This is a genomic window from Pseudomonas sp. IT-232MI5 (assembly GCF_949767845.1).
Lineage (GTDB): Bacteria > Pseudomonadota > Gammaproteobacteria > Pseudomonadales > Pseudomonadaceae > Aquipseudomonas.
Map to the genome: position 1 here is coordinate 485,145 of NZ_CATKQE010000022.1, position 24,121 is coordinate 509,265.

The following is a 24,121-nucleotide window of genomic DNA, read 5'->3' on the forward strand; positions in this document are numbered from 1 at the left end:
GCCCTTCAGCTAAATTCATGTGTGTGGCGATGGTTGCCGGACTGCCACGATCAGCGCGAAACATGACCTGCGTGCGATCCAGAAACCCTCAGCCGCGCCTGCTTTGTGCAAGTGCATTGATGGACGGCGGCAGACTGCCAGCCGTCACATCAATATCGGAACCGGCAGGTTCCTACATTCCTTTTACGGCGTTGATGAACGCGCGGATCTTTGCGTGATCCTTGATGCCTTTGCTCGCTTCCACCCCGCCACTGACATCCACCGCATACGGTTTTACCCGTTCCACGGCATCTGCGACGTTCTCCGGGGTCAAACCACCCGCGAGAATCAACGGCTTGCTCAACGTCTGCGGAATCAATGACCAGTCGAACGCCTCACCGGTTCCGCCGGGCACACCTTCGACATAAGTGTCGAGCAGCACGCCCCTGGCGCTCGGATAGGCATCAACCGCCGCCGCAATGTCATCACCGGCCTTGACCCGCAACGCCTTGATGTACGGACGATGCCAGCCTTCGCAGTCTTCAGCGACTTCATCACCATGAAACTGCAACAAATCCAGCGGCACGGCGTCGAGGATTTCACCCAACTCGCAACGGCTGGCATTGACGAACAGCCCTACGCTAGTCACAAACGGCGGCAATGCCTGAATAATCGCCCGCGCCTGCTGTACGGTTACCGCACGCGGACTCTTGGCATAGAACACAAACCCGATCGCATCGGCCCCGGCCTCAACGGCGGCCAGCGCATCTTCTATGCGGGTAATCCCGCAGATCTTGCTGCGAACGGCTGACATATCGAGAAAAACTCCGAGGCAAAATCCGAGAAAGTCCCGGATGGTAACAAAAGCGTTCGAGGGCGTCAGCCGTCAAGTTCGGAGAAACCCGTAAGGAAATGTGGCCCGATAAAACGCTCGGGCAACGGAAATTCGTCGTGGTACTCGACCTGTACCAGATACAAGCCGTACGGATGCGCGGTCACCCCACCGGAGCGGCGCTCGCGGCTTTCGAGGACTTCCTTCATCCACTCCACTGGACGCTCGCCAGCACCAATGGTCATCAGCACGCCAGCGATATTGCGCACCATGTGATGCAGGAAGGCATTGGCGCGAATATCGAGCACGATCATCTTGCCGTGACGGGTCACACGCAGGTGATGCATCTTCTTGATCGGCGACTTGGCCTGGCACTGACCGGCGCGGAACGCGCTGAAATCGTGAGTGCCGATCAGATACTGCGCGGCCTCGGCCATGCGCTCGACATCCAGCGGGCGATGATTCCAGGTGATTTCTTCATTGAGATGCGCCGGGCGAATCTGATCGTTGTAGATCACGTAGCGATAGCGCCGGGCGATGGCTTTGAACCGCGCATGGAAATGCGCCGGCATCACCCGAGCCCAACTGACGCTGATGTCATGGGGCAGATTGATGTTGGCGCCCATGACCCAGGCTTTCAGCGAACGATCGACCGTTGTATCAAAGTGCACCACTTGTCCGCAGGCATGCACGCCGGCGTCGGTGCGTCCGGCGCACTGTAGCGAAACCGGTGAGTTGGCGACTTTCGACAGGGCTTTTTCCAGCTCTTCCTGCACCGTCGCCACACCCGTCAACTGACGCTGCCAGCCGCTGTAACGCGAGCCTTTGTACTCAACGCCCAACGCGACGCGGTAAAAGCCGTCGGGAGCCATTTCGGCGACCGGGTTATCTATGTTTGCCAAGGTGGGACAGCCTGCTGTTTGTGCAAAGGCGGGCATTATAAGGCTGTGGACCGGGGATACCAGTTTCAAGATCAAAAGATCGCAGCCTTCGGCAGCTCCTACATGAGATGGCGTTCCCCTGTAGGAGCTGCTGAAGGCTGCGATCTTTTGATTCAAAAAAGACAAACAAAAACGGCAGCCTCAAAGGGCTGCCGTTTTTTGTTTACCGCTGGATTTATGCCAGGTGCGAAAGCATTTCCTGAGCTTCTTTTTTCTGTGCCTCGCTCCCCTCACTGGCGACCTCGTTGAGGATGTCGCGTGCGCCGTCGCTGTCGCCCATGTCGATGTAGGCCTGAGCCAGATCAAGCTTGGTAGCGGCTTCATCAGTGCCAGCGAGGAAGTCGAAATCGTCTTCACCCAGATCACCACCGATTGCCGCATCGGCTTCGGTGAAGGTCGGCTCGGCAATGGTTTGCGACAGACGATCCAGCTCGGCGTTGACGTCATCCAGTTCGGCAGCGAACGCATCCGGCTCAGCCGCAGGATTGCTGTCCATTTCGTCGGCCAGCGACAGATCGAAATCGGCCGGCAGCTCCAGATCATCTTGTGGCACGTCAGCCACCACCGGCGGTTCGACTGGCGGCAGATCCTTCACGCCTTCGTCCAGATCCAGCAGGAAGTCATCGTCCGCCAGGTCAACCGCAGGCGCCGGTTCGGCACCCAGGTCCAGATCGAGGTCGAAGTCCGACAGATCATCCAGGTTCTCTTTGATATCGGTCTGCTGTTGCAGCACCGATTCGAAGCTCAGGTCGTCGTCCGCCGGGAATTCATCCAGCTCGACCGGCGCTTCAGGCTCAACCACCGGCGCCGGCTCAACCGGCGTGATGTTGTCGAGATCGTCCAGACTCAGATCAAACGCGCTGTCCAGATCGTCTTCCACAGGCGCTGGCGCCGGTGCTTCAGGCTCATCCAGCAGCAAATCCTTGACGTATTGCGCGTCCAGTTCGGCGGCCACGGCAGCAGCGGCCAGACCTGTCGCAGCGACGACGGCCATTGCCGGGAAGCGGCTTTTCAGCTCTTCGACCTTGGCGAAGTTGTCACCATTGGCCACCAGTTGACGCTCTTGACCGACGAACGCATCGCGGTCGCCCTGCTGACCGTAGACTTCCATCAGCTTCAGACGCAGATCACTGCGTTGCGGCTCCAGGCTGACGCCCTCTTCCAGCAGTGCAGCAGCCTGATTCAGGCGACCGGCGTTGATGTGCGACTGCGCCTTGTCGAGCACGTCATCCGAGCGCTCGGCGGCCGGCGCCACCAGCGGCGCCGCAATCGGTTCAGCCATCACGATCGGGGCAACTACCGGAGCCACTACGGGTGCCGGAGCAGGTGCCGGGGTGTTGAGCTTGACGCTCGCCGCCGGGGTTTCCAGACCTTCGAAGCTGCTTTCCGGCAGATCCTGCTCGGCGGAGAACTCTTGCTCTTCCGACAGAGCGCGGGCCATGCGCAGATGTTTCTCGGCTTCCTGCTGGGCCTTGCGGCGACGTGCCAGCAACAACAGCAGGAGCAGCAGAACCACTACACCGCCACCGACCAGACCCAACAGGATCGGATTGGTCAGCAGCTCATTGAAGGTTTTCTCGTCATCGACAGGCGGCTTCGGCGTCACCACTGGCTCGACGACTGGCGTTTCAGCCGGTGGCGCAATGGCGGACTCTGGCGTCGGCGCCGCTTCTGCCGGAGTGGCTGGCGGCGTGGCAGCCAGTTCAGCCGTGATCGCAGGCACCGCCGGTGCAGCAGCGTTGGCGGCCGGCGCAGCGCCCGCCCCTTCGGCCTGCAGTTTTGCCAGCTGATTGTTCTTCAGCTCGATCAGTTTTTGCAGCTTGTCCAACTGACTTTGCAGATCGGACATGCGGCTTTTCAGTTCCTCGTTATCACGACGGGTCGTGTCGAGGCTTTCCTGAGTGACCGCGAGCTTGTTGCTCAAGGCTTTAGCATCACCCGCCGGGCCTTTGCCGCGGGACTTGGCGCTTTCAGCAGAAACCAGACTCAGATTGTCCTGAGCGTTCTGCGCAGCACCGGTATTGCCGCGACCACGATTGGTCGCATCGAGCTGCTGCTGACCGGTGCCCGGTTTGGCCACATAACGACGGCCCTGACGCCAGGCTTCGTTCTGCGCAGCGACTTCGGCAATGGCCTTCGACTGTGGCAACGCAGTGCTTTGCACGGAATCCGGCAGGCGCAGCACCTGACCGGTCTTCAGGCGGTTGATGTTGCCACCGATGAACGCATCCGGGTTCAGCGCTTGAATGGCCAGCATGGTCTGCTGCACCGAACCGCCGGTACGCGCTTTCGCAGCGATTTCCCACAGGGTGTCGCGCGGCGTGGTGGTGTATTGCGTCGAGTGCGTGGCGCCCGTGGTCGGCGCAGTGATGGTCTGCGACGGCGCCGGTTGCGCGGCGGCATCAGCGGTCTGCGGCGAGAACTTCGAGGGATCGAGCAGCACGCTGTAGTCGCGCAGCAGACGGCCGTTCGGCCACATCACCTGGACGAGGAATTTCACCATCGGTTCCGACAGCGGTTTGCTCGAGGTCACGCGCAGCACGCTTTTGCCGCTGGCGTTGAGCACCGGGGTGAAGGTCAGATCATTGAGGAAGGCCTGGCGATCGACGCCGGCCTTGGCAAAGTCTTCAGTTGAAGCCAGGCTCGGCACCACTTCGGCAGCGGTGAGATCCTTGACGTCGAGCAGCTCGATTTCAGCCACCAGCGGCTGGTTCAGGGTCGACTTCAGGGTCAGCTCCCCGAGCCCGAGGGCATGCGCCATACCGGAGGACAGCGCCGAGGCGGCCGCTATTGCTAACACCAGTTTGCGAACTTGAACCATAGCCTCATCCTTTGTTTGAACGTTCCTCGGCCAGCGAGAAGATGTTGAATACCGCTGCCGTAAGGCATTGCGCGCGACGACGACAGATGCCGCGCGCGATCATTTCTTTGATGCCCCGGAATGTCCCGGAGGGTGACACGTTATCAAGCGATCTGGGCAAGCATAGCGCTCACCTAGAATCAGTCGACAAATTGTTGCCAAGTATCTTTTACAGCAGGTCTTTTATCAACAACTCAGCCACCTGCACAGCGTTAAGGGCCGCGCCCTTGCGTACGTTATCTGACGTCAGCCACAGATTAAGTTCCGCCGGGTCGTCAACACCGCTGCGCACGCGACCGACATAGACAACATCCTGCCCTACCGCGTCACCGACTGCGGTCGGGTAATCACCGGCTTCGACCAGCTCGATACCGGCCGCGTCTTCGAGTGCAGCGTTGACTTTTGCCAGGTCGACAGCCGACGCTGACTGCAAGGTCACGCTAAAGCTATCGCCAAAAAACACCGGGGCTTGAACGCAAGTTGCGGAAATCTTTAATAAAGGCAGCGCCAGCACCTGACGCAACTCGCGCACCAGACGTTTTTCCAGCAGCGTGTGGCCCTGCGCGTCAGGCGTGCCGACCTGCGCCAGCAGGTTGAAGGCCATCTGCCGATCAAAGAAGGTCGGTTCCAGCGGGCGCATGTTCAGCAGCTCGGCGGTCTGTCGCGCCAGCTCGGTCACGGCTTCACGACCTTGGGCGGAAACGGCCAGATTGGCGGTGACATTCACATATTGCAGATCGATCAGGTCGAGCAGCGGCGCCAGCACCACGGCGAGCGAAGTGGCCGACGGGCTTGGGCTGCTGACCTGGAACGGTGCTTTCAAACTGGCGAGTACTGCGGCGTTGGCTTCCGGCACCACTTGCGGCGCTTGATCGGCCGGCAGCGCACCGGACAGGTCAATCAGCGAGCAACCGGCGGCGTGGGCACGCGCGGCGTAGCTCAAGGTGATGGCCGGGCCGGCGGCGAAGAACACCAGTTTGACCTTGCTGAAATCGAATTCATCGACTTCACGAACGCGCACGTTCTTGTTGCGAAACAGCACCGAACTGCCAGCAGATTCGCTGCTCGCCAGCAGGTGCAGGTTGCCGACCGGGAAGTCGCGCTCTTCGAGAATCTGTACGAGGGTTTCGCCGACAGTACCGGTGGCGCCGATCACGGCAATATCTAGGGTCTGGGTCATGGTGCGAGCCTCTGGCGAAACGGGGGGAGCGGCACTTTACCGGGTGACCGCCATGCAGGCAATTTCTGCCGAGGATTTGCGGCGCCTGCACCGGCCTCATCGCTGGCAAGCCAGCTCCCACAATGGGCGGTGCGATTCACAGATTTTATGTACTCCACAAATCCCTGTGGGAGCTGGCTTGCCAGCGATGGGGCCAATCCAGACACCCGAGAAACCACAGGCATAAAAAAACCCGCACCTCTCACAAGGCGCGGGCTCTTTCATTGCTGCAAACGATCAACGCTCAAGCAAAATCCGCAGCATGCGACGCAGCGGTTCGGCCGCGCCCCACAGCAGTTGATCGCCAACGGTGAAGGCACCGACGAATTGCGAACCCATGTTCAGCTTGCGCAGACGACCCACCGGAACATTCAGGGTGCCGGTGACCTTGGTCGGGCTCAGCTCCTGCATGCTGATCTCGCGCTGGTTCGGTACCAGTTTGACCCAAGGGTTGTGCTGGCTGATCAGCCCTTCGATATCAGCGATCGGCACGTCTTTGTTCAGCTTGATGGTCAGCGCCTGGCTGTGGCAACGCATGGCGCCGATGCGCACGCAGATGCCGTCGACCGGAATCGGGCTCTTGAAGCGGCCGAGGATCTTGTTGGTCTCAGCCTGAGCTTTCCATTCTTCGCGGCTCTGGCCGTTCGGCAGTTCCTTGTCGATCCACGGAATCAGGCTGCCGGCCAAAGGTACACCAAAGTTTTCGGTCGGGTACGCTTCGCTGCGCATGGCATCAGCAACGCGACGGTCGATGTCGAGGATCGCGCTGGCCGGATCGGCCAGTTGATCAGCGACAGCGGCGTGGGTCGCGCCCATTTGCTTGATCAGTTCACGCATGTTCTGCGCGCCGGCACCGGAAGCCGCCTGATAGGTCATGGCGCTCATCCACTCGACCAGACCGGCCTCAAACAAGCCGCCCAGGCCCATCAGCATCAGGCTGACGGTGCAGTTGCCGCCGATGTAGTTCTTGGTGCCAGCGTCGAGCTGCTGGTCGATGACCTTGCGGTTGACCGGATCGAGAATGATCACCGCGTCATCGTTCATGCGCAGGCTCGAGGCCGCGTCGATCCAGTAACCCTGCCAGCCGGCTTCGCGCAGTTTCGGGAACACTTCGCTGGTGTAGTCGCCGCCCTGGCAGGTCAGAATCACGTCGAGGGTCTTCAGCTCATCAATGCTGTAAGCATCCTTGAGCGGAGCAATGTCCTTGCCCACGGACGGACCTTGGCCACCGACGTTGGACGTGGTGAAAAACACCGGCTCGATTAGATCGAAATCCTGCTCTTCCAGCATCCGCTGCATGAGCACGGAACCGACCATCCCGCGCCAACCGATCAGACCTACACGTTTCATCGCAACTACACCTTCTTGAAAAGTGGGCCGCTGCTTTGTATTGAATTTCGCAGCGGGCCCGAGAGATTACAGATTCCGCAGCGCGGCGACTACTGCGTCGCCCATTTCCTGCGTACCGACTTTGCTACAACCGGCCGAATAGATGTCGCCAGTGCGCAACCCTTGATCGAGCACAACGCTAACGGCTTTCTCGATGGCATCGGCCGCGTCATGCAGATTGAAGCTGTAACGCAGCATCATCGACACCGACAGAATGGTCGCCAACGGGTTGGCGATGCCTTTACCGGCGATGTCCGGAGCGGAACCGTGGCAAGGCTCGTACATGCCCTTGTTGTTGGAATCCAGCGAGGCCGACGGCAGCATGCCGATGGAACCGGTGAGCATCGACGCTTCGTCGGACAGAATGTCGCCGAACATATTGTCAGTGACGATCACGTCGAACTGCTTCGGTGCGCGCACCAGTTGCATGGCGGCGTTGTCGACGTACATGTGGCTCAGTTCGACTTCCGGATAATCCTTGGCCACTTGCTCGACCACTTCACGCCACAGTTGACTGGACGCCAGCACGTTGGCCTTGTCCACCGAGCAGAGCTTCTTGCCACGGACCATGGCCATGTCGAAACCGACGCGGGCGATGCGGCGGATTTCGCTTTCGCTGTACGGCAGCGTGTCGTAGGACTGACGCTCGCCATTTTCCAGGGTACGGGTGCCGCGCGGCGCGCCGAAGTAGATGCCGCCGGTCAGCTCACGAACGATGAGAATGTCCAGACCGGCAACGATTTCCGGCTTCAGGCTCGACGCGTCGGCCAGCTGCGGGTACAGGATCGCCGGACGCAAGTTGCCGAACAGGCCCAGTTGCGCACGGATTTTCAGCAGGCCGCGCTCAGGGCGGATGTCGCGCTCGATGGTGTCCCATTTCGGGCCACCGACGGCGCCCAACAATACGGCGTCAGCAGCGCGGGCGCGGTCGAGGGTTTCATCGGCCAGCGGTACGCCGTGCTTGTCGATGGCGGCGCCACCGATCACGTCATGGCTCAGCTCGAAGCCCAGGTTGTACTTGTCGTTGGCCAGCTCCAGCACCTTGACCGCTTCGGCCATGATTTCCGGACCAATACCGTCACCTGGGAGAATCAGAATCTGCTTGCTCATGCTTTCCTCGTGTCTTCAGTCGGTGCGCCACCTTAGGCGCGCCCGGAAAAATTCTTATCGCTCGGCCATCAGCACGATTACATCTGTACTGAACGAGCCATCGGCATCAATCTCAAAATATTCGCGCACTTCATTGCCCATCGACTGCTGCAACTGGCGGATCGCCGCGCGCATTACTTCAGGCGTGCGCATGCGCTCAACCCAACTGGTGTATTCCAGACGCAGGCGCTGACGCGTGGTACTGCGCACATGCAAACCGGCCTCGCTGACCTGCCGCAGCCACTCAGCGGCGGAATAATCGCGCACATGACTGGTGTCGCGCAGCACTTCGACGCTTTGCAGGTAAGTGTCGAACAACGGACTGCCCGGTGACAACACATCCACGAATGCCGCCACACCGCCCGGCTTCAGCACCCGACGCACTTCGCGCAGGGCCACACCGAGATCGCTCCAGTGATGCGCCGAATACCGGCTGAACACGAAGTCGAACTCGCCATCGGCAAACGGCAAACGCTCAGCGGCGCCGTTGACCGTGGCGATGTTGGTGAAACCGCGATCAACAGCAGCGGTGGCGACCACGTCGAGCATTTGCTGCGACAGGTCGTAAGCCACCACTTCCCTGACCAGCGGTGCCACGTGGAAACTGACGTGACCGGCGCCACAACCCAGATCCAGCACCCGGGCGTCGCCCTGCCCGACCAGCTCAGCTTGTAGCAGAGCGAATTCGGTGCCTTGAGCATGAACGGCGCTGCTTAGGTAGGCAGCGGCCTGTTCACCGAATTGCTTCTGTACGACCTGAGCGTGCTGGGCGGAGCTGGTCATGAGGACATCCTTTTGTTTAAGCCTTGTGTTGCTTTTGAGGGACTCATCGCGAGCAGGCTCACTCCTACATTTGGAATGCGTTCCCCTGTGGGAGTGAGCCTGCTCGTGATGGCGTCATTCGTCATAGGTAAATCACGCGTCGCGGAACAACCACGGCTGGCTAACCCGATGTTTGGCCTCAAACGTCGCAATCGCATCACCGTCCTGCAAGGTCAAACCGATATCGTCCAGACCGTTCAACAGGCAGTGCTTGCGAAACGCATCGATCTCGAAGCTGTACACCTTGCCATCCGGACGGGTCACGGTCTGCGCTTGCAGATCGACCTGCAGTTGATAACCCGGCTCGGCCTCGACCTGCTTGAACAACTCATCGACTTCAGCGTCGCTCAAGATGATCGGCAACAAACCGTTCTTGAAGCTGTTGTTAAAGAAGATGTCGGCATAACTCGGCGCGATGATGCTGCGGAAACCGTATTCTTCCAGCGCCCATGGCGCGTGCTCACGGCTGGAGCCGCAACCGAAGTTCTCACGGGCGAGCAATACGCTGGCGCCCTGATAACGCTCGGCGTTGAGGACGAAATCCTTGTTCAACGGGCGCTTGGAGTTGTCCTGATACGGTTGCCCGACATCGAGGTAACGCCACTCGTCGAACAGGTTCGGGCCGAAACCGGTGCGTTTGATCGACTTCAAAAACTGCTTCGGAATGATCTGGTCGGTGTCGACGTTGGCACGATCCAAAGGCGCGACAAGACCAGTGTGCTGGGTAAAAGCTTTCATGCTGCGCTCCTTTAGATCAATTCACGAACGTCGATGAAACGACCGTTCACCGCTGCCGCCGCCGCCATGGCCGGGCTGACGAGGTGGGTACGGCCACCGGCGCCCTGACGGCCTTCGAAGTTACGGTTGGAGGTCGAGGCGCAATGTTCGCCGGACTCCAAACGGTCCGGGTTCATCGCCAGACACATCGAGCACCCCGGCTCACGCCATTCGAAACCGGCTTCGAGGAAAATCTTGTCGAGACCTTCGGCTTCTGCCTGAGCCTTCACCAGACCCGAGCCCGGCACCACGATCGCTTGCTTGATGGTCGAGGCGACTTTGCGGCCCTTGGCGATTACCGCCGCAGCGCGCAAGTCTTCGATCCGCGAGTTGGTGCAGGAACCGATGAATACGCGATCCAGCTGAATGTCGGTGATCGCCTGATTGGCAGTCAAACCCATGTATTTCAAGGCGCGGACGATCGAGTCGCGTTTGACCAGATCCATTTCTTTGGCCGGGTCCGGCACGTTTTGGTCAACGGCCAAAACCATTTCCGGGGAAGTGCCCCAACTGACTTGCGGCTTGATCTGCGCAGCGTCGAGTTCAACCACGGTGTCGAACTTGGCGTCGGCGTCGGAGACCAGATCTTTCCAGGCTTCGACGGCCATGTCCCACTGCTCACCTTTCGGTGCGAATGGACGGCCCTTCACGTAGTCGACGGTTTTCTGATCCGCTGCCACCAGGCCAACACGGGCACCGGCTTCGATGGACATGTTGCAGATGGTCATGCGGCCTTCGACGGACAAGTCGCGGATCGCGCTGCCAGCGAATTCGATGGCGTGACCGTTACCGCCGGCGGTGCCGATCTTGCCGATCACCGCGAGAACGATGTCCTTGGCGGTCACGCCGAACGGCAATTGCCCTTCAACGCGAACCAGCATGTTCTTCATTTTCTTCGCGACCAGGCACTGGGTGGCGAGCACGTGCTCGACCTCGGAAGTGCCGATACCGTGGGCCAGAGCGCCGAACGCGCCGTGGGTCGAGGTGTGCGAGTCGCCGCAGACCACGGTCATGCCCGGCAAGGTCGCTCCCTGCTCCGGGCTGATGACGTGGACGATGCCTTGGCGCACGTCGTTCATCTTGAACTCGACGATGCCGTATTCATCACAGTTGTCATCGAGGGTCTGAACCTGCAAACGCGAGACCTGATCGGCAATGGCTGCGATGCCGCCCTTGCGCTCTGGCGTGGTCGGTACGTTGTGGTCCGGGGTCGCGATGTTGGCATCGATGCGCCAAGGCTTGCGCCCGGCCAGACGCAGGCCTTCGAAGGCTTGCGGCGAAGTCACTTCGTGGATGATGTGACGATCGATATAGATCAGCGCCGAGCCATCGTCGCGCTGCTTGACCAAATGCGAATCCCAGAGCTTGTCGTAGAGCGTTTTGCCGGCCATCAGACGGTTCCTCATCAGCTTGTTTCTATGCCCTGGGCTTATCAATAACCCTTTGGCTTGTGAGGCCGATCCTATGGGGTTAGATTAAATAACTCAAATTCATATTTTTTATGCTTTGGATAACCAACTGGAATACGAACATGGATCTGGCCAACCTCAACGCTTTTATCGCGATTGCCGAGACCGGCAGCTTCTCCGGCGCCGGCGAACGCCTGCACCTGACGCAGCCGGCGATCAGCAAACGCATCGCCGGGCTGGAGCAGCAGTTGAAGGTGCGGTTGTTTGATCGGCTGGGCCGTGAAGTCGGCCTGACCGAGGCCGGCCGCGCCCTGCTGCCGCGGGCTTATCAGATTCTCAACGTGCTCGATGACACTCGCCGCGCGCTGACCAATCTGACCGGCGAAGTCAGCGGGCGCCTGACACTGGCCACCAGTCACCACATCGGTTTGCACCGTTTGCCGCCGCTATTGCGCGAATTCACCCGTCGTTACCCACAGGTTGCGCTGGATATTCAGTTCCTTGATTCGGAAGTGGCCTACGAAGAAATTCTCCATGGCCGCGCCGAACTGGCGGTCATCACCCTGGCGCCGGAACCTCACGCACTGGTCAAAGCCACGCCCGTCTGGGACGACCCGCTGGATTTCGTGGTTGCCCCGGAGCATTCGCTGATCAGCAATGGCCCGGTCAATCTGGCGGACATTGCCGGTCATCCGGCGGTTTTCCCCGGTGGCAACACCTTCACCCACCACATTGTCCAACGCTTGTTCGAGGCCCAAGGCCTGACGCCGAATATCGCCATGAGCACCAACTATCTGGAAACCATCAAGATGATGGTCTCGATTGGCCTGGCCTGGAGCGTTTTGCCGCGCACCATGCTCGATGAGCAGGTGGCAAGCATCGTATTGCCGGGCATACAGCTCAGTCGCCAGCTAGGCTATATCCTGCACACTGAACGGACGCTCTCGAATGCGGCACGGGCCTTTATGGCCTTACTGGATGCACAAATCGATCTGCCAGGGACTTGAGGCCAACTTGTGCTACTCCTATAGAGCCGCTGCCCCTGTGCCTAACGCCACCATCAGCTCAAGGCCTGTCCACGATGCCGAAATCTGTTGACCGAATTCCGCCGATGCCGCGTATTCAGGCGATTGACCCGCGTCATTCCGAGCAGAGCTGGGAAAGCGCGCCGCAATTGCTGGCGGCGCTCAACGGCGCGCGGCTCGGCGCCTGGTATTGGGACATCGAGCGCGGGCAGATCAGTTGGTCGCGTGGCACCCAGGCCTTGTTCGGCTTCGATCCTCGGCAACCGCTGCCCGAAGATCTGGAATACCTCGACCTGCTGCCGCCGGAAGACCGGGCGAAAACCGTTCGCGCCTTCCACGCGGTGATTGCCGGGGCGCCGCTGGAACAAGCGATGCACCACCGTATCCGCTGGCCTGATGGCAGCCTGCACTGGCTGGAGATCAGCGGCAGCCTGCTGCCGGATAAAAACGGCCGCCCCCGAATGATCGGGGTGATTCGTGAAATCACCCACCAGCGCCAACGCGAACAGGCCCTGAGCAGTTCGGAGAAACGTTTCGCGACACTTTTTCACCTGTGCCCGAACATGGTCCTGCTGACCCGTCAGGAAGACGGCCTGATCAGCGAAGCCAATCAGTATTTCGAAAGCCTGTTCGGCTGGCCGGTGCAGAGCGCCATCGGCCGCACCACTCTGGAGCTGGGTTTGTGGGTGCATCCGGAGCAACGCGGCGAACTGGTCAAGAAGACCAACACCAAGGGCGAATTGATCAGCATGGAGGTGCAGTTTCGCGCCAGTAACGGGCAGATTCACGACGGCATTCTCAGCGCACAGAAGGTCGAACTCGAAGGTCAGCCCTATCTGCTCAGCACCTTCCTCGACACCACCGAACGCAAAGCCGCCGAACACGCCTTGAAGGACAGCCAGGAACGCCTCGATCTGGCGCTGGACTCGGCGCAGCTCGGCACTTGGGACTGGCACATTCCCAGCGGCATGCTCTACGGCTCGGCGCGGGCCGCGCAACTGCACGGTCTGGAGCCGAAACCGTTTCATGAGTCGTTCGAAGAGTTTTTCGAAGGCGTGCCCGGTGAGGAACGCGACAGCATGCGCGACGCCTACCGCAGCCTGCGCGAAGGCCCGGCGGGCAATTATCAGTTGACCTATCGCGTGCAACTGCCGGACGGCAGCTCGCGCTATCTGGAAAGCCGCGCCCGCCTCTACCGCGACGACAACGGCGCGCCGCTGCGCATGGCCGGCACGCTGCTCGACATCACCGATCAGGTCGAACGCGAACAGCGGCTGGTGGCCTCGGAAGAGAAATTCGCCACGCTGTTCCAAGTCAGCCCGGACCCGATCTGCGTCACCCGCCAGGACAGTGGCGAGTTCATCGAAATCAATAACAGCTTTACCCAGACGTTCGGCTGGAGCGCCGCCGACGTCATCGGCCACACCGCCGAAGAAATCGGCCTGTGGGACGCCTCGGCGAAAAGCCTGCAACGCATCGAACGAGTGATTCGCGAACAGGGCCTGAGCAACGTCGCAATCATCGTTCAGCACAAGGATGGCCAATCACTGACCTGCGTGATTTCCAGCCGGCAGATCAGCGTCGGCGATCAACCGTGCATCGTCACCACCCTGCGTGACATCACCCAACAACAGCGTTCGGAAGCGGCGCTGAAAGCCAGTGAAGAGAAATTCGCCAAGGCCTTTCACTCCAGCCCCGACGCGATCACCATCACCGAGCGCGACACCGGGCGTTATCTGGAGGTCAACGACGGTTTTTGCCGTCTCACTGGCTATCGCGCTGAAGAAGTCGTGGGCAAAACGGTTTATCAGGTCGGGATTTGGGCTGAGGAAAAACAGCGCTCGGCATTACTCGCCGAATTGCAGATCAAGGGTCGCGTGCACCATCAGGAAATGCTCGGGCGCAACAAGCGCGGGGAGATGCTGACGGTGGAAGTCTCGGTCGAGCCAATCACCCTCAATGAAACGGCGTGCCTGCTGCTGACCGCGCGCGACGTCAGCCTGTTGAAAAACGCCGAAGCGCAAATTCGCCATCTGGCCTATCACGACCCGCTGACCAACCTGCCCAACCGCGCCTTGCTGATGGATCGCCTGAGCCAGCAGATCGCCCTGCTCAAGCGTCACAACCTGCGCGGCGCGTTGCTGTTTCTCGATCTCGATCACTTCAAGCACATCAATGACTCCCTCGGCCATCCGGTCGGCGACACGGTGCTGAAGATCATCACCGCGCGGCTCGAAGCCAGTGTGCGCATGGAAGACACGGTCGCACGCCTCGGCGGCGACGAATTTGTCGTGCTGCTCAGCGGTCTCGAAGGCTCGCGCAACGAAGTCAGCACGCAAGTGCGCAATCTGGCCGACACCCTGCGCGAATTGCTCTCGGAACCGATGTTCCTCGACGGCCAGCGCCTGCAAGTGACGCCGAGCATCGGCGTGGCGCTGATTCCCGATCATGGCTCGACGCCGACCGATCTGCTCAAACGCGCCGACATTGCTCTGTACCGGGCCAAGGATTCCGGGCGTAACACCACGCAGATGTATCACAACACCATGCAGAAAGCCGCCAGCGAGCGGCTGCGCATGGAGACCGACCTGCGCCTGGCGCTGTCGCGCGGTGAATTCAACGTGCACTTTCAGCCGCAGGTCGATGCCCGCGACAACCGCATCATCGGCGCCGAAGCCCTGGTGCGCTGGAATCACCCGGAACTGGGCGCGCAGTCACCCACCGAGTTCATCAAAGTACTGGAAGACAGCGGCCTGATTCTCGAAGTCGGCACCTGGATTCTGGATGAGGCCTGCAATGCCTTCAAACAACTGATCGCGCAGAAACGGGTCGACCCGCTGAATTTCAGCCTGTGCGTGAACATCAGCCCACGACAGTTCCGTCAGAATGACTTCGTCGAGCGCATCGAACACAGCATGAGCAGCCACGGCCTGCCCTGCTCGCTGCTGAAACTGGAAATCACCGAAGGCATTGTCATCCAGAATCTGGAAGACACCATCAGCAAAATGCGCCGGCTGAAAAAGCTCGGTGTGAGCTTCGCCATGGATGACTTTGGCACCGGTTATTCGTCACTGACTTACCTCAAGCGGCTACCAGTGGACACACTGAAAATCGATCAGTCGTTTATCCGCGATGCGACGACCGATCCGAACGATGCCGAGATTATCCGCGCGATCGTCGCCATGGCGCGCAGTCTGGAGCTGGAGGTGATTGCCGAGGGCGTGGAAACCCCGGAACAACTGGCGTTCCTGCAAGGCTTGGGCTGCCATTTGTATCAGGGTTATCTGCACAGTCGACCGGTTGCACTGGAGGATCTGAAAAAGCTCCTGCCATAACCGGTGCACGTTGCAACAGACGCGCAATTGCCACGGTTTGCGGCAACCTGTAGGGTCGCGTTTTTTGCGCCGTTTCGAGATCTTTCATGCAGGATGCAACCCTCCTCCGCCCGGCTCTGCTGGGCATCGACCTTGGCACCACCAACAGTCTGATCGCCGTCTGGCAGGACGGTCAGGCCCGCCTGATTCCCAACGCTCTGGGCGATGTGCTGACGCCCTCGGTGGTCAGCCTCGATGAAGACGACACGATTCTGGTCGGCAAAGCCGCCCGCGCCCGCCTGACCACGCACCCGGAGCGCACCGCTGCAGCGTTCAAGCGTTTTATGGGCAGCGATAAACGCGTCCAGCTCGGTGCACGTCAGTTCAGCCCGGAAGAATTGTCGGCGCTGGTCCTCGGTTCGCTCAAGCAGGACGCCGAAGCCTTTCTCGGCCACCCGGTGTCGGAAGCGGTAATTTCCGTGCCGGCGTATTTCAGTGACGAGCAACGCAAACGCACGCTGTTTGCCGCCGAATTGGCCGGGCTCTCGGTGACACGCCTGATCAACGAGCCGACCGCTGCGGCGATGGCTTACGGGCTGCATGAACAGAAATTCGAACGCACGCTGATCTTCGATCTGGGCGGCGGTACTTTCGACGTCACGGTGCTGGAATACGCGTTGCCACTGATCGAAGTGCACGCCTCCACCGGCGACAACTTTCTCGGCGGCGAAGACTTCACCGCCGCCCTGTTGCAGGCCTGCCTGAAACACTGGCAACTGACCCCGGCCATGGTCGATGCGCAAAGCATGGCCAGCCTCGGTGATGCCCTTGAGCAGCTCAAATGCAAACTGGGCGAAGGCACTCAACACCTGAGCTGGCGCCACGCCGACAAGACCTTCGAATGGTCATTGGACGAAGCCGCCGCAGTAAAGATCTGGGAACCGTTGCTGGCCCGTTTACGCGCGCCGATCGAACAAGCCCTGCGCGACGCTCGCCTCAAGCCCCGTGACCTCGACAGCCTGGTGCTGGTCGGCGGCGCCACGCGCATGCCGGCGGTGCAGCAAATGGTTGCCACGCTGTTCGGGCGCCTGCCTTACCGGCATCTTGATCCGGACACGATTGTTGCGCTGGGGGCGGCGACGCAAGCGGCGTGCAAGGCGCGTGACGGGGCGGTTGAAGAGTTGATTCTGACGGATGTCTGCCCGTATACGCTGGGGATTGCGACCATGCGTGGAGAAGACATCAAAGGTGCCTTCTCGCCCATCATCGAACGTAACACCATCATTCCGACGTCAAGGGTGGAGCGTTATTACACCACCCAGCCTAAGCAATCGCTGCTGCGCATCGCCGTCTATCAGGGTGAGCGGCCGTGGGTTTGCGACAACATTCTGATTGATGCTTTCGATGTCACGTTGACGCCCACTGAACACATCCAGGAACTGGACGTGCGCTTCAGTTATGACATCAACGGTCTGCTCGAAGTCGACGTCACCCTGCTCGAAACCGGCGAGCGTCACAGTCACAGCATCGACCGCAGCCCCACGGGTCTGGATGAGCAAGCACGCCGAGACAGCCATAACCGGCTGTCCACTCTGAAAGTCCATCCACGCGACGCGCTGCCCAACCGCACGTTGCTCGCCCGTCTGGAGCGGGCATGGATGCAAAGCCTCGGCACGCAACGCGAGCACATTGCCGAATGGCTGCACAACTTCACTACCGTGCTCGCCGGCCAGCAACCCTCGGAGATTGCCAGCCATCGCTCAGAGCTGAACAAGGCGCTGGATCAACTGCGCCTCTAACCGTTGAGCCGCCGCAAGGCAGCCTGCAAGCCGCCGGACAGCATTTCGGAATCGCCGCTGTCCGGCGGCACACCATAGCGGTTGGGCAACTTGTCACCGGGAAAGCCGAACAGCACCAAAGGCAGGAATGGCAGAACCGGCGTCAGCACCATGAAGATCAGCAACGTCGGAATGCCCCGGCCCATGTCGTGCAAACGGCGCAGAATGGCGCCGAACAACAGCAGCACAGCCAATAGCAGGATAAGAATGCCTGCGCCCGTAGTGCCACTGATCAGCCCTGCCACCGGCGCAATCACCACGCAGGCCAAGACCTGAGCGATAAAAGCCTTACGCCCCAACCGCGATCCCAGACGCCAGATCGCTGTCGCCGGTACCGGCTGAACATCGCTTTTCGCCAGCAGTAATCGTTCCGACCAGGACAATAATGCGCACAAGGCCAGGCGCAGCCCGATGCTGTTCTGCACATCGTCCTTGCCCTGTTGCAGTTGGCGCAGGACGCGCGTTTTCGGCACCCCGGCAGCGCCATAGCGAATCAAGCCCTTGAGTGCATCCAGTGCTTCATACGCCAGCAGTTTGTCGACACCAAAATCGGTCAGCACTTTGCGCGGCGGCCACACCGGTTCGCCTTTGATCAAACCGTCGCGGAAGCCTTCGAACCAATCGTCCTCACAACTGATCGCCGCGATCGATTGCAACAATGCGCGATGCTGCTCGGCACTCAGGCTCGGATCGTGATAGAGCACGCCCCAGAACATCATCAAACCCAGCAAATCGTCGCCGCAGGCAGCACGATCACTTTCGAGACAGGTGTAAAGCAGGCTATTGGCCGGCAACCGCACGCTGTCGAGTGCCTGCTGCACGCTGAACAATTGCTGCACCAACAAACCGTGCACCGGGTCATTGCCTTGCAGCCATCCGAGCAAACCGGCGCAATGGCCTTGCTCACGCTGCAAGCGCCGCAACAACGGTTGCAGGCGACTCAACGGATGGGCCGGATTGAAAGGCAGGCGCTCCACGCACTGCGCGTCAATCATCTGCAGCCAGCGTTCGGGTTGTTCCAGCAATGCCAGCAAAAACAGGGTCTGCGCGTGCCACTCCCAAGTGACCCCACCGAGCCCGACCGGCGGCAACTGAATCCCGCGCCGGCTCAACTGCAGAATCAAGTCGAGTTCGGACAAGTCGCAATCATCTTTGACCGCGGCCAGCGTGAACGCGTCTGCCAGTCGTTCCAGCGCAGCGTCGCTGTAAGGCCGCAAGCGACGCAACCACAAACGACAGACCTTGTGCGGCTCGCCCTCCGTCAGTACCTGCGGCAATGCCTGCGAAACCGAATTTGCGTCGCTGAACGCGCTCATGGCCAGCGCAATCGGTGCCCCGCCCAGCCAACGCAGGTGTTGCGCGGCCTGATATTTGAATCCGCTCATCACCAGGCTTTCGAGGGCATCGATCGGCAGCGGTGCATCCACAATCTGCTGCAACAACGCCGAATCACCCCGATGCAACGCCCAGGCGTGGCGGTACAGATGCAGCAATCGGCTGTCGGCATTTTCGCCGAGCAATTGCGCGAGCAATGGCAGTTCATCACCGCTCATGCGCCAATCGACAAAGCTTTGCGCAAGGCTCTCAAGCTTCAACCGTCCGACACCCAGCCAACGGTTCAGCGTCTCGGGGTGTTGTGACGGACAGCCATACACCTGGCCATCATCGCCAAGATCCTTTGGCCAGTCCGAAATACCCTGCAGGCGATCGAATGCCTGAATCAGCAGCGGCAGAAAAGTCGGCTGGCGCTTGGCACACAGCTCCAGCAGACGACTTTCCGCCATCGGATGGCGATGCTCATTCCACAGCCGGATCCAGCACGGCAATGCCTGATCGTCTCGCCCCAGCAGACTGTTCTGGCACGCCAACAGGTAAAGCCAGTCGACATCATCCGGTGCGGCAAGCTGCTGTTCGATACAGCACTGCAAAAACGTCGGCCCGCCGATGCCTGCCTGAGTGAACTGCACCAACAGGCGCTTGAGGAACGCGGCATCATTCGGCAACGGCAGACAGGTGTGCTGACTGGCGAAGTCGGCGAACTCATGGAGTGGGCGCTGGGTGAAGATGAAATCGAGGCTACGGGCGTACCACAGCGATTCGGTCTGGGCTGCCTCTGACCAAGTTCCCATCAGATCCGTGTCGAACGGGTCAGGCGTTGCGATTCGCTGTAGAAAGGATTCGACCTGATGGGCGTCGTCGAACGCAAGATCCAGCAACTGCTGATCCCAGGCCATACGTTTGGCCAACAGATTCGCGCAGCGGTACGACAACGGGCCGGCGTCGGCCAGCCGGTGGTAAAGCCCCCAACTGAGTTCATCGAGCACGTCCAGTGACAGCTCATCCAGCCCTCGGACAAAGGCCTGCCACGCGGCGAAATTGAACCGGCGCGCAGGATCATCCAGCAGCTCGCAGAACTCCCCGAATACTGGAGGGACCTCAACGACAGTCTGTTCTGAGGCTTGGGACTCGTACTCGTCCTCGGGCTCTTCTTCCTCATCTTCACGCGCCAGACGCAGGGCGTTTTCGTAGGCCATGCGCAGCGCCTGAAACCCTTGCGGATCGGTCTCCGGGTGATGCGCCGGCAAACGTGCGCGGTAGGCGTTGCGAATCAGGTTTTCGTCGTTAGTAGGCTCGATGCCCAAGCGGATCCAGCAACTCATGACCAGTCGAACTCCTTGAGCGATGCCGGGCGCGGCGGCAAATCAATTTCCATGTGCCACGGCAAATCAGCTAGGAACTGAGGGATGTTCTCGGCAAGACCGCGGGCAATCCGCACGTTAAGGGCGTTGGCGCCTTGTCGATCCAGCGCACGCGCAAGCTCATCGTCGCTGGCGCTCAGGCACGACCAAAACGTCCGGCCCACCACAAAGCCATCGAAGTAAGCCATCCAGCTGCCGTAGTGAAATTGCGCTCTGAGGGCCAAACGACTGTGCAGCCAGTTGCTTTCGTCCAGATCGATCCACTGATTGCGCACCGCGCAACGCAAGAGAAAGCCCATGCGGCCATAGTCCCAGGACAAAATCCCGCCCGGCCCACAACTGCCGAACGTGCGACTGGCAAACTCATGCAGGATGCGTTCGCGGGGAGTGAGATCTTCAAGCAAGGCCTGCCATTCACTTGGCAGACAACGCTGCCAAGCCAAATAGGCCGCGCTGAGGTGCTTGGCATGGCCGTCGTCGGTCATCCGTTCGAGCATGTCGAACAATTGCCCACGGTCGTCGATACCCCAGCTGTCTTTCAGGTCGATGTAGCGATCGTTGCAGAAGGCCGGGTCGTCGTAGCTGGCGCCGGTATTGATCGCCGCCATTGGCGCAGACAAAGCGCACAGCCAGCGCTGTTGAATCTCGTCCATGAAAAAAGGCTCCAGGCCGACCGGTGAGGAATGGGGGTCGGCAAAACTGCCGCGGATTGTAGAGAAACCGCCGCCAGCGGCAAAGTCGAACAACGGTTTTCTTTCGCCCACAAAAAAGGCCCCGACGTATCGGGGCCTTCATTCAGCGGCTCATCGTCCGTTCAGACGATTGTGTTGCGGCACGTGACTCAGTGCTGCAACGCCGGCTTCTGCGTCCCGTTGATCGGGATGCGTTTGGCTTTCGCCTCTTCCGGGATCACGCGCAACAGGTCGATGCTCAGCAGACCATTGCTCAGATCCGCAGCCTTGATCTCGATGTGATCGGCCAGACGGAAGGACAGCTTGAAAGCACGCTGGGCAATGCCCTGATGCAGGAAGGTCACGCCTTCATTGGCATCACGCTTGCCGCCACTGATGGTCAGCACACCTTTTTCGACTTGCAGTTCCAGGTCTTCTTCCTGGAAACCGGCCGCCGCAACGACGATACGGTACTGGTCATCACCGTGTTTTTCCACGTTGTAAGGTGGATAGCTGCTGCCCGGCTCGTTGCGCAGGGCGGTTTCGAACAGGTCGTTGAAACGGTCGAAACCCACCGAGGAACGGAACAGTGGTGCGAGGGAAAATGCAGTACTCATGGTTCAAATCTCCTGAAAACAATCAGCAAGGTTTTTTGACTCCGCGACCCGAATTCGGCATCGCGTAACCCTTAAATAGGGACCACTGAAATGATTTCAAGAGATTATTTGCAGATTTTTTTCAGGCCGCTTCGGCAACCGGCAGACCGAGTAAACGCGAGACATGATCCGGCTCAGTTTCACGACGCAGCACGGTAAACAGCTCAGTGGCCTCGGGATAATTGCGCGTCAGCATGGCCAGCCATTGCTTCAAACGGCCCGGCGACTGACGTGCAGTCATCTGCGCTTTGGCTTGCAGCCAGAAGTCCTGGATCAGCGGCATCAGCTCGGCCCAGGTCATCTCGACCACTTCTTCGCCACCGCGGGCGGCAGCGATTTGCCTGGCCAGATCCGGACGCGACACCAGTCCGCGGCCGAGCATGATGTCTTCCACGCCACTGATTTCGCGGCAACGACGCCAGTCTTCGACGCTCCAGATATCGCCGTTGGCGAACACCGGGACTTTGACCACGTCCTGCACACGCGGAATCCACTCCCAATGTGCGGGCGGTTTGTAGCCGTCCATTTTCGTACGGGCGTGAACCACAATGTGCTCGGCGCCGCCCTCAGCCAATGCCGTGGCGCAGACCAGCGAACCGTCGGGACTGTCGAAGCCGAGGCGCATTTTCGCGGTCACGGGAATGTGCGCGGGTACGGCGCGGCGCACGTGTTCGACGATCTGGTTAAGCAATTCCGGCTCTTTGAGCAGCACGGCGCCGCCCCGGGATTTGTTAACGGTCTTGGCCGGGCAGCCGAAGTTGAGGTCGATCACTTCGGAGCCGAGTTCGCAGGCCAGTGCAGCGTTTTCCGCCAGGCATACAGGATCGGAGCCGAGCAATTGCACGCGCAATGGCACGCCGGATGCGGTACGCGCGCCATTGAGCAGCTCAGGGCCGAACTTGTGAAAGTAGGCTGGAGTGAGCAACTGGTCGTTGACGCGAATGAATTCGGTCACGCACCAGTCGATGCCGCCAACGCGGGTCAGCACGTCGCGGAGAATGTCGTCGACCAACCCCTCCATGGGTGCCAGAGCAATTTGCATGGGAAAACACTACTTGAAGAAAAACGTGCGGCAGTTTACTGGATATCGCAGGAATTCGCAGAAACCTTGTGGGAGCGAGCCTGCTCGCGAAAGCGGTGTGTCAGTGAGGCATATGTTGGCTGACACACCGCTATCGCGAGCAGGCTCACTCCTACATTAGATTTTCGCAGATTCCGGGATCTGGATCGCCGGACCATAGCCTTCGATGAACTCGGCCGGCATGCGCTTGGGCTTGCCCGTGGACAGCTCGATACAGACGAAAGTGGTTTGCGCACGCAGCAGCGTGGTGTTGTCGCTCGGGCGCTTGAGCTGGAAATGCCGGGTCATTTTCAGGCGCTGATCCCAATCGACAATCCAGGTCGCCAATTGCAGTTCGTCGCCTTCATAGGCCGCAGCCAGATAATCGATCTCGTGACGAACCACGGCCATCGCCCGATCCAGGCGCCGATACTCGACCAGATCCAGACCCAGACGCTGCGAGTGGCGCCAGGCGCAACGCTCCAGCCAGGTCACGTACACCGCGTTGTTCGCGTGGCCCAAGCCGTCGATATCCTCGGCGCCTACTTGCAGATCAATGGTAAACGGCGTTGCCCGATCCCAGCCCATGCCCCACTCCCGGTCAATGTATTCAACCGGGGCAGTGTAACGGAGCTCAGGCTGATTGGCGCGCCTGGAGGCTGCGGCCGGCCAGCAGTGATAACACGCCATCAACCACGCGAGGGTCGGCCAGCACGCGCTGATGACCGCCGCCCTCAAGCCGCAGCAAGCGGCTGTCGAACCAGGATTCGTGGATCAGTTGCGACTCTTTGACCGAGACGAAGTTGTCGTCCTCGGCATGCACGATCAGGCCGGGCATATCCAGTTGATAGTGGGCAACGTCGAGCGTAGCGGCGCGCATCCCGACATCTTGCTCGACCTGGCGGATGAAGGCGGAACGCGCTCGCGGCGGCATACCGACGTAGCGGGCAAAACCGCGCAGCACACCAAGAATTCGCGCAGGTGCGGCGATGCTGACGAGGGTTTCGGTGCGCAAGCCCAGTTGCACAGCGAGCATGGCGCTGGCGCCGCCCATGGAGTGACCGATCACCGCTTGCAGTGGCGGCAATTCGGCAGCGGCTTCGAGCATTGCCCGAGCGAACAACACGACATTGGCTTCACGCCCCGGCGAACGACCATGGGCCGGACCATCGAGCGCCACAACGGTGTAACCGGCATCGACCAGTGCAGTGATCAGCGCGGCAAACTGGGTTGGCCGCCCTTCCCAACCGTGCATCAGCAGCACCGTCGGGCCTTGACCCCAGCGCAGCGCCGAGAGGCCAAAGCGCAAGGTGATCCGTTCAGAGCTCGCCAACAACGGCAACTCCCAATCCCGCAGCGGCAGCGAACGCGGCGTCATGAACGCCAGGCGCATTTTGCTCGCCACTCGTTGCGGTGCAATCCAGCCCAAGGTGCCATTAACGCCACGAACCCACTTCAACGTGTTCATCGCTCTCTCCTCA

18 protein-coding genes are annotated in these 24,121 nt (G+C 60.2%); 3 read left to right on the forward strand and 15 right to left on the reverse strand.

Translation table 11 applies throughout. The features are described 5' to 3' along the window. Positions 1-172: 172 nt before the first annotated feature. From ACM6JQ_RS15630 to leuC, 9 genes are all read right to left on the reverse strand, one after another. Complete coding sequence (locus ACM6JQ_RS15630) at positions 173-793, reverse strand: phosphoribosylanthranilate isomerase (RefSeq protein ID WP_414894144.1); 621 nt, start codon at positions 791-793, stop codon at positions 173-175. A 65-nt stretch (positions 794-858) separates the two neighbouring features. Then, a complete protein-coding gene (truA, locus tag ACM6JQ_RS15635) occupies positions 859-1,683 on the reverse strand; it encodes a tRNA pseudouridine(38-40) synthase TruA (protein WP_034152768.1) in 825 nt (274 codons plus the stop codon). 244 nt (positions 1,684-1,927) lie between these two features. After that, positions 1,928-4,573 carry a FimV/HubP family polar landmark protein gene (locus ACM6JQ_RS15640; protein WP_414894146.1) on the reverse strand — a complete coding sequence of 882 codons (2,646 nt, stop codon included), beginning with the start codon at positions 4,571-4,573 and terminating at the stop codon, positions 1,928-1,930. A gap of 208 nt (positions 4,574-4,781) precedes the next feature. Further along, positions 4,782-5,792 (reverse strand): aspartate-semialdehyde dehydrogenase, encoded by a 1,011-nt coding sequence (locus ACM6JQ_RS15645; protein ID WP_095111752.1) that lies wholly within the window; start codon positions 5,790-5,792, stop codon positions 4,782-4,784. A 276-nt stretch (positions 5,793-6,068) separates the two neighbouring features. After that, positions 6,069-7,181 (reverse strand): aspartate-semialdehyde dehydrogenase, encoded by a 1,113-nt coding sequence (gene asd, locus ACM6JQ_RS15650; RefSeq protein WP_007913448.1) that lies wholly within the window; start codon positions 7,179-7,181, stop codon positions 6,069-6,071. A gap of 66 nt (positions 7,182-7,247) precedes the next feature. Beyond that, positions 7,248-8,330 (reverse strand): 3-isopropylmalate dehydrogenase, encoded by a 1,083-nt coding sequence (gene leuB, locus ACM6JQ_RS15655; protein WP_123374813.1) that lies wholly within the window; start codon positions 8,328-8,330, stop codon positions 7,248-7,250. A 54-nt stretch (positions 8,331-8,384) separates the two neighbouring features. Next, on the reverse strand, positions 8,385-9,152 hold the full coding sequence (locus ACM6JQ_RS15660; RefSeq protein WP_414894147.1) for a class I SAM-dependent methyltransferase: 768 nt from the start codon (positions 9,150-9,152) through the stop codon (positions 8,385-8,387). 132 nt (positions 9,153-9,284) lie between these two features. Next, entirely contained in the window at positions 9,285-9,929 is a 645-nt protein-coding gene (leuD, locus tag ACM6JQ_RS15665; RefSeq protein WP_007913445.1) for a 3-isopropylmalate dehydratase small subunit, read from the reverse strand. An 11-nt stretch (positions 9,930-9,940) separates the two neighbouring features. Next, entirely contained in the window at positions 9,941-11,359 is a 1,419-nt protein-coding gene (gene leuC, locus ACM6JQ_RS15670) for a 3-isopropylmalate dehydratase large subunit (protein WP_007913443.1), read from the reverse strand. A gap of 140 nt (positions 11,360-11,499) precedes the next feature. Here leuC and ACM6JQ_RS15675 point away from each other — a divergent pair, with 140 nt between their 5' ends. The 3 genes from ACM6JQ_RS15675 (at position 11,500) to ACM6JQ_RS15685 (ending at position 17,515) form a co-directional block, all read left to right on the forward strand. Continuing rightward, positions 11,500-12,384, forward strand: a complete 885-nt coding sequence (locus tag ACM6JQ_RS15675; RefSeq protein WP_007913442.1) for a LysR family transcriptional regulator — start codon at positions 11,500-11,502, stop codon at positions 12,382-12,384. Between the two features lie 74 nt (positions 12,385-12,458). Beyond that, positions 12,459-15,737, forward strand: a complete 3,279-nt coding sequence (locus ACM6JQ_RS15680) for a PAS domain S-box protein (protein WP_095111755.1) — start codon at positions 12,459-12,461, stop codon at positions 15,735-15,737. Positions 15,738-15,823: 86 nt separating this feature from the next. Next, complete coding sequence (locus tag ACM6JQ_RS15685; RefSeq protein ID WP_414894148.1) at positions 15,824-17,515, forward strand: Hsp70 family protein; 1,692 nt, start codon at positions 15,824-15,826, stop codon at positions 17,513-17,515. Here ACM6JQ_RS15685 and ACM6JQ_RS15690 read toward each other — a convergent pair. From ACM6JQ_RS15690 to ACM6JQ_RS15715, 6 genes are all read right to left on the reverse strand, one after another. Next, entirely contained in the window at positions 17,512-20,214 is a 2,703-nt protein-coding gene (locus ACM6JQ_RS15690; RefSeq protein WP_414894149.1) for a DUF805 domain-containing protein, read from the reverse strand. The genes ACM6JQ_RS15685 and ACM6JQ_RS15690 overlap by 4 nt on opposite strands. Beyond that, entirely contained in the window at positions 20,211-20,906 is a 696-nt protein-coding gene (locus ACM6JQ_RS15695) for a DUF1266 domain-containing protein (RefSeq protein ID WP_095111758.1), read from the reverse strand. Before ACM6JQ_RS15695 ends, ACM6JQ_RS15690 begins: the two co-directional genes overlap by 4 nt. A gap of 188 nt (positions 20,907-21,094) precedes the next feature. Beyond that, the gene (locus ACM6JQ_RS15700) at positions 21,095-21,541 is read right to left on the reverse strand and encodes an Hsp20 family protein (RefSeq protein ID WP_007913433.1); all 447 of its coding nucleotides are present in this window, start codon (positions 21,539-21,541) and stop codon (positions 21,095-21,097) included. A gap of 121 nt (positions 21,542-21,662) precedes the next feature. After that, complete coding sequence (locus tag ACM6JQ_RS15705; protein WP_414894150.1) at positions 21,663-22,622, reverse strand: tRNA dihydrouridine synthase; 960 nt, start codon at positions 22,620-22,622, stop codon at positions 21,663-21,665. 156 nt (positions 22,623-22,778) lie between these two features. Further along, on the reverse strand, positions 22,779-23,228 hold the full coding sequence (locus ACM6JQ_RS15710) for an acyl-CoA thioesterase (RefSeq protein ID WP_007913424.1): 450 nt from the start codon (positions 23,226-23,228) through the stop codon (positions 22,779-22,781). A 46-nt stretch (positions 23,229-23,274) separates the two neighbouring features. Next, a complete protein-coding gene (locus tag ACM6JQ_RS15715; RefSeq protein ID WP_007913423.1) occupies positions 23,275-24,108 on the reverse strand; it encodes an alpha/beta fold hydrolase in 834 nt (277 codons plus the stop codon). Positions 24,109-24,121: the final 13 nt, after the last annotated feature.

What these genes read in the sequence shown, in the direction of transcription:
- ACM6JQ_RS15630 (WP_414894144.1), bottom strand. Translation starts at nt 793, where the DNA reads ATGTCAGCCGTTCGCAGCAAGATCTGCGGGATTACCCGCATAGAAGAT.
- truA (WP_034152768.1), bottom strand. Translation starts at nt 1,683, where the DNA reads ATGGCTCCCGACGGCTTTTACCGCGTCGCGTTGGGCGTTGAGTACAAA.
- ACM6JQ_RS15640 (WP_414894146.1), bottom strand. Translation starts at nt 4,573, where the DNA reads ATGGTTCAAGTTCGCAAACTGGTGTTAGCAATAGCGGCCGCCTCGGCG.
- ACM6JQ_RS15645 (WP_095111752.1), bottom strand. Translation starts at nt 5,792, where the DNA reads ATGACCCAGACCCTAGATATTGCCGTGATCGGCGCCACCGGTACTGTC.
- asd (WP_007913448.1), bottom strand. Translation starts at nt 7,181, where the DNA reads ATGAAACGTGTAGGTCTGATCGGTTGGCGCGGGATGGTCGGTTCCGTG.
- leuB (WP_123374813.1), bottom strand. Translation starts at nt 8,330, where the DNA reads ATGAGCAAGCAGATTCTGATTCTCCCAGGTGACGGTATTGGTCCGGAA.
- ACM6JQ_RS15660 (WP_414894147.1), bottom strand. Translation starts at nt 9,152, where the DNA reads ATGACCAGCTCCGCCCAGCACGCTCAGGTCGTACAGAAGCAATTCGGT.
- leuD (WP_007913445.1), bottom strand. Translation starts at nt 9,929, where the DNA reads ATGAAAGCTTTTACCCAGCACACTGGTCTTGTCGCGCCTTTGGATCGT.
- leuC (WP_007913443.1), bottom strand. Translation starts at nt 11,359, where the DNA reads ATGGCCGGCAAAACGCTCTACGACAAGCTCTGGGATTCGCATTTGGTC.
- ACM6JQ_RS15675 (WP_007913442.1), top strand. Translation starts at nt 11,500, where the DNA reads ATGGATCTGGCCAACCTCAACGCTTTTATCGCGATTGCCGAGACCGGC.
- ACM6JQ_RS15680 (WP_095111755.1), top strand. Translation starts at nt 12,459, where the DNA reads ATGCCGAAATCTGTTGACCGAATTCCGCCGATGCCGCGTATTCAGGCG.
- ACM6JQ_RS15685 (WP_414894148.1), top strand. Translation starts at nt 15,824, where the DNA reads ATGCAGGATGCAACCCTCCTCCGCCCGGCTCTGCTGGGCATCGACCTT.
- ACM6JQ_RS15690 (WP_414894149.1), bottom strand. Translation starts at nt 20,214, where the DNA reads ATGAGTTGCTGGATCCGCTTGGGCATCGAGCCTACTAACGACGAAAAC.
- ACM6JQ_RS15695 (WP_095111758.1), bottom strand. Translation starts at nt 20,906, where the DNA reads ATGGACGAGATTCAACAGCGCTGGCTGTGCGCTTTGTCTGCGCCAATG.
- ACM6JQ_RS15700 (WP_007913433.1), bottom strand. Translation starts at nt 21,541, where the DNA reads ATGAGTACTGCATTTTCCCTCGCACCACTGTTCCGTTCCTCGGTGGGT.
- ACM6JQ_RS15705 (WP_414894150.1), bottom strand. Translation starts at nt 22,622, where the DNA reads ATGCAAATTGCTCTGGCACCCATGGAGGGGTTGGTCGACGACATTCTC.
- ACM6JQ_RS15710 (WP_007913424.1), bottom strand. Translation starts at nt 23,228, where the DNA reads ATGGGCTGGGATCGGGCAACGCCGTTTACCATTGATCTGCAAGTAGGC.
- ACM6JQ_RS15715 (WP_007913423.1), bottom strand. Translation starts at nt 24,108, where the DNA reads ATGAACACGTTGAAGTGGGTTCGTGGCGTTAATGGCACCTTGGGCTGG.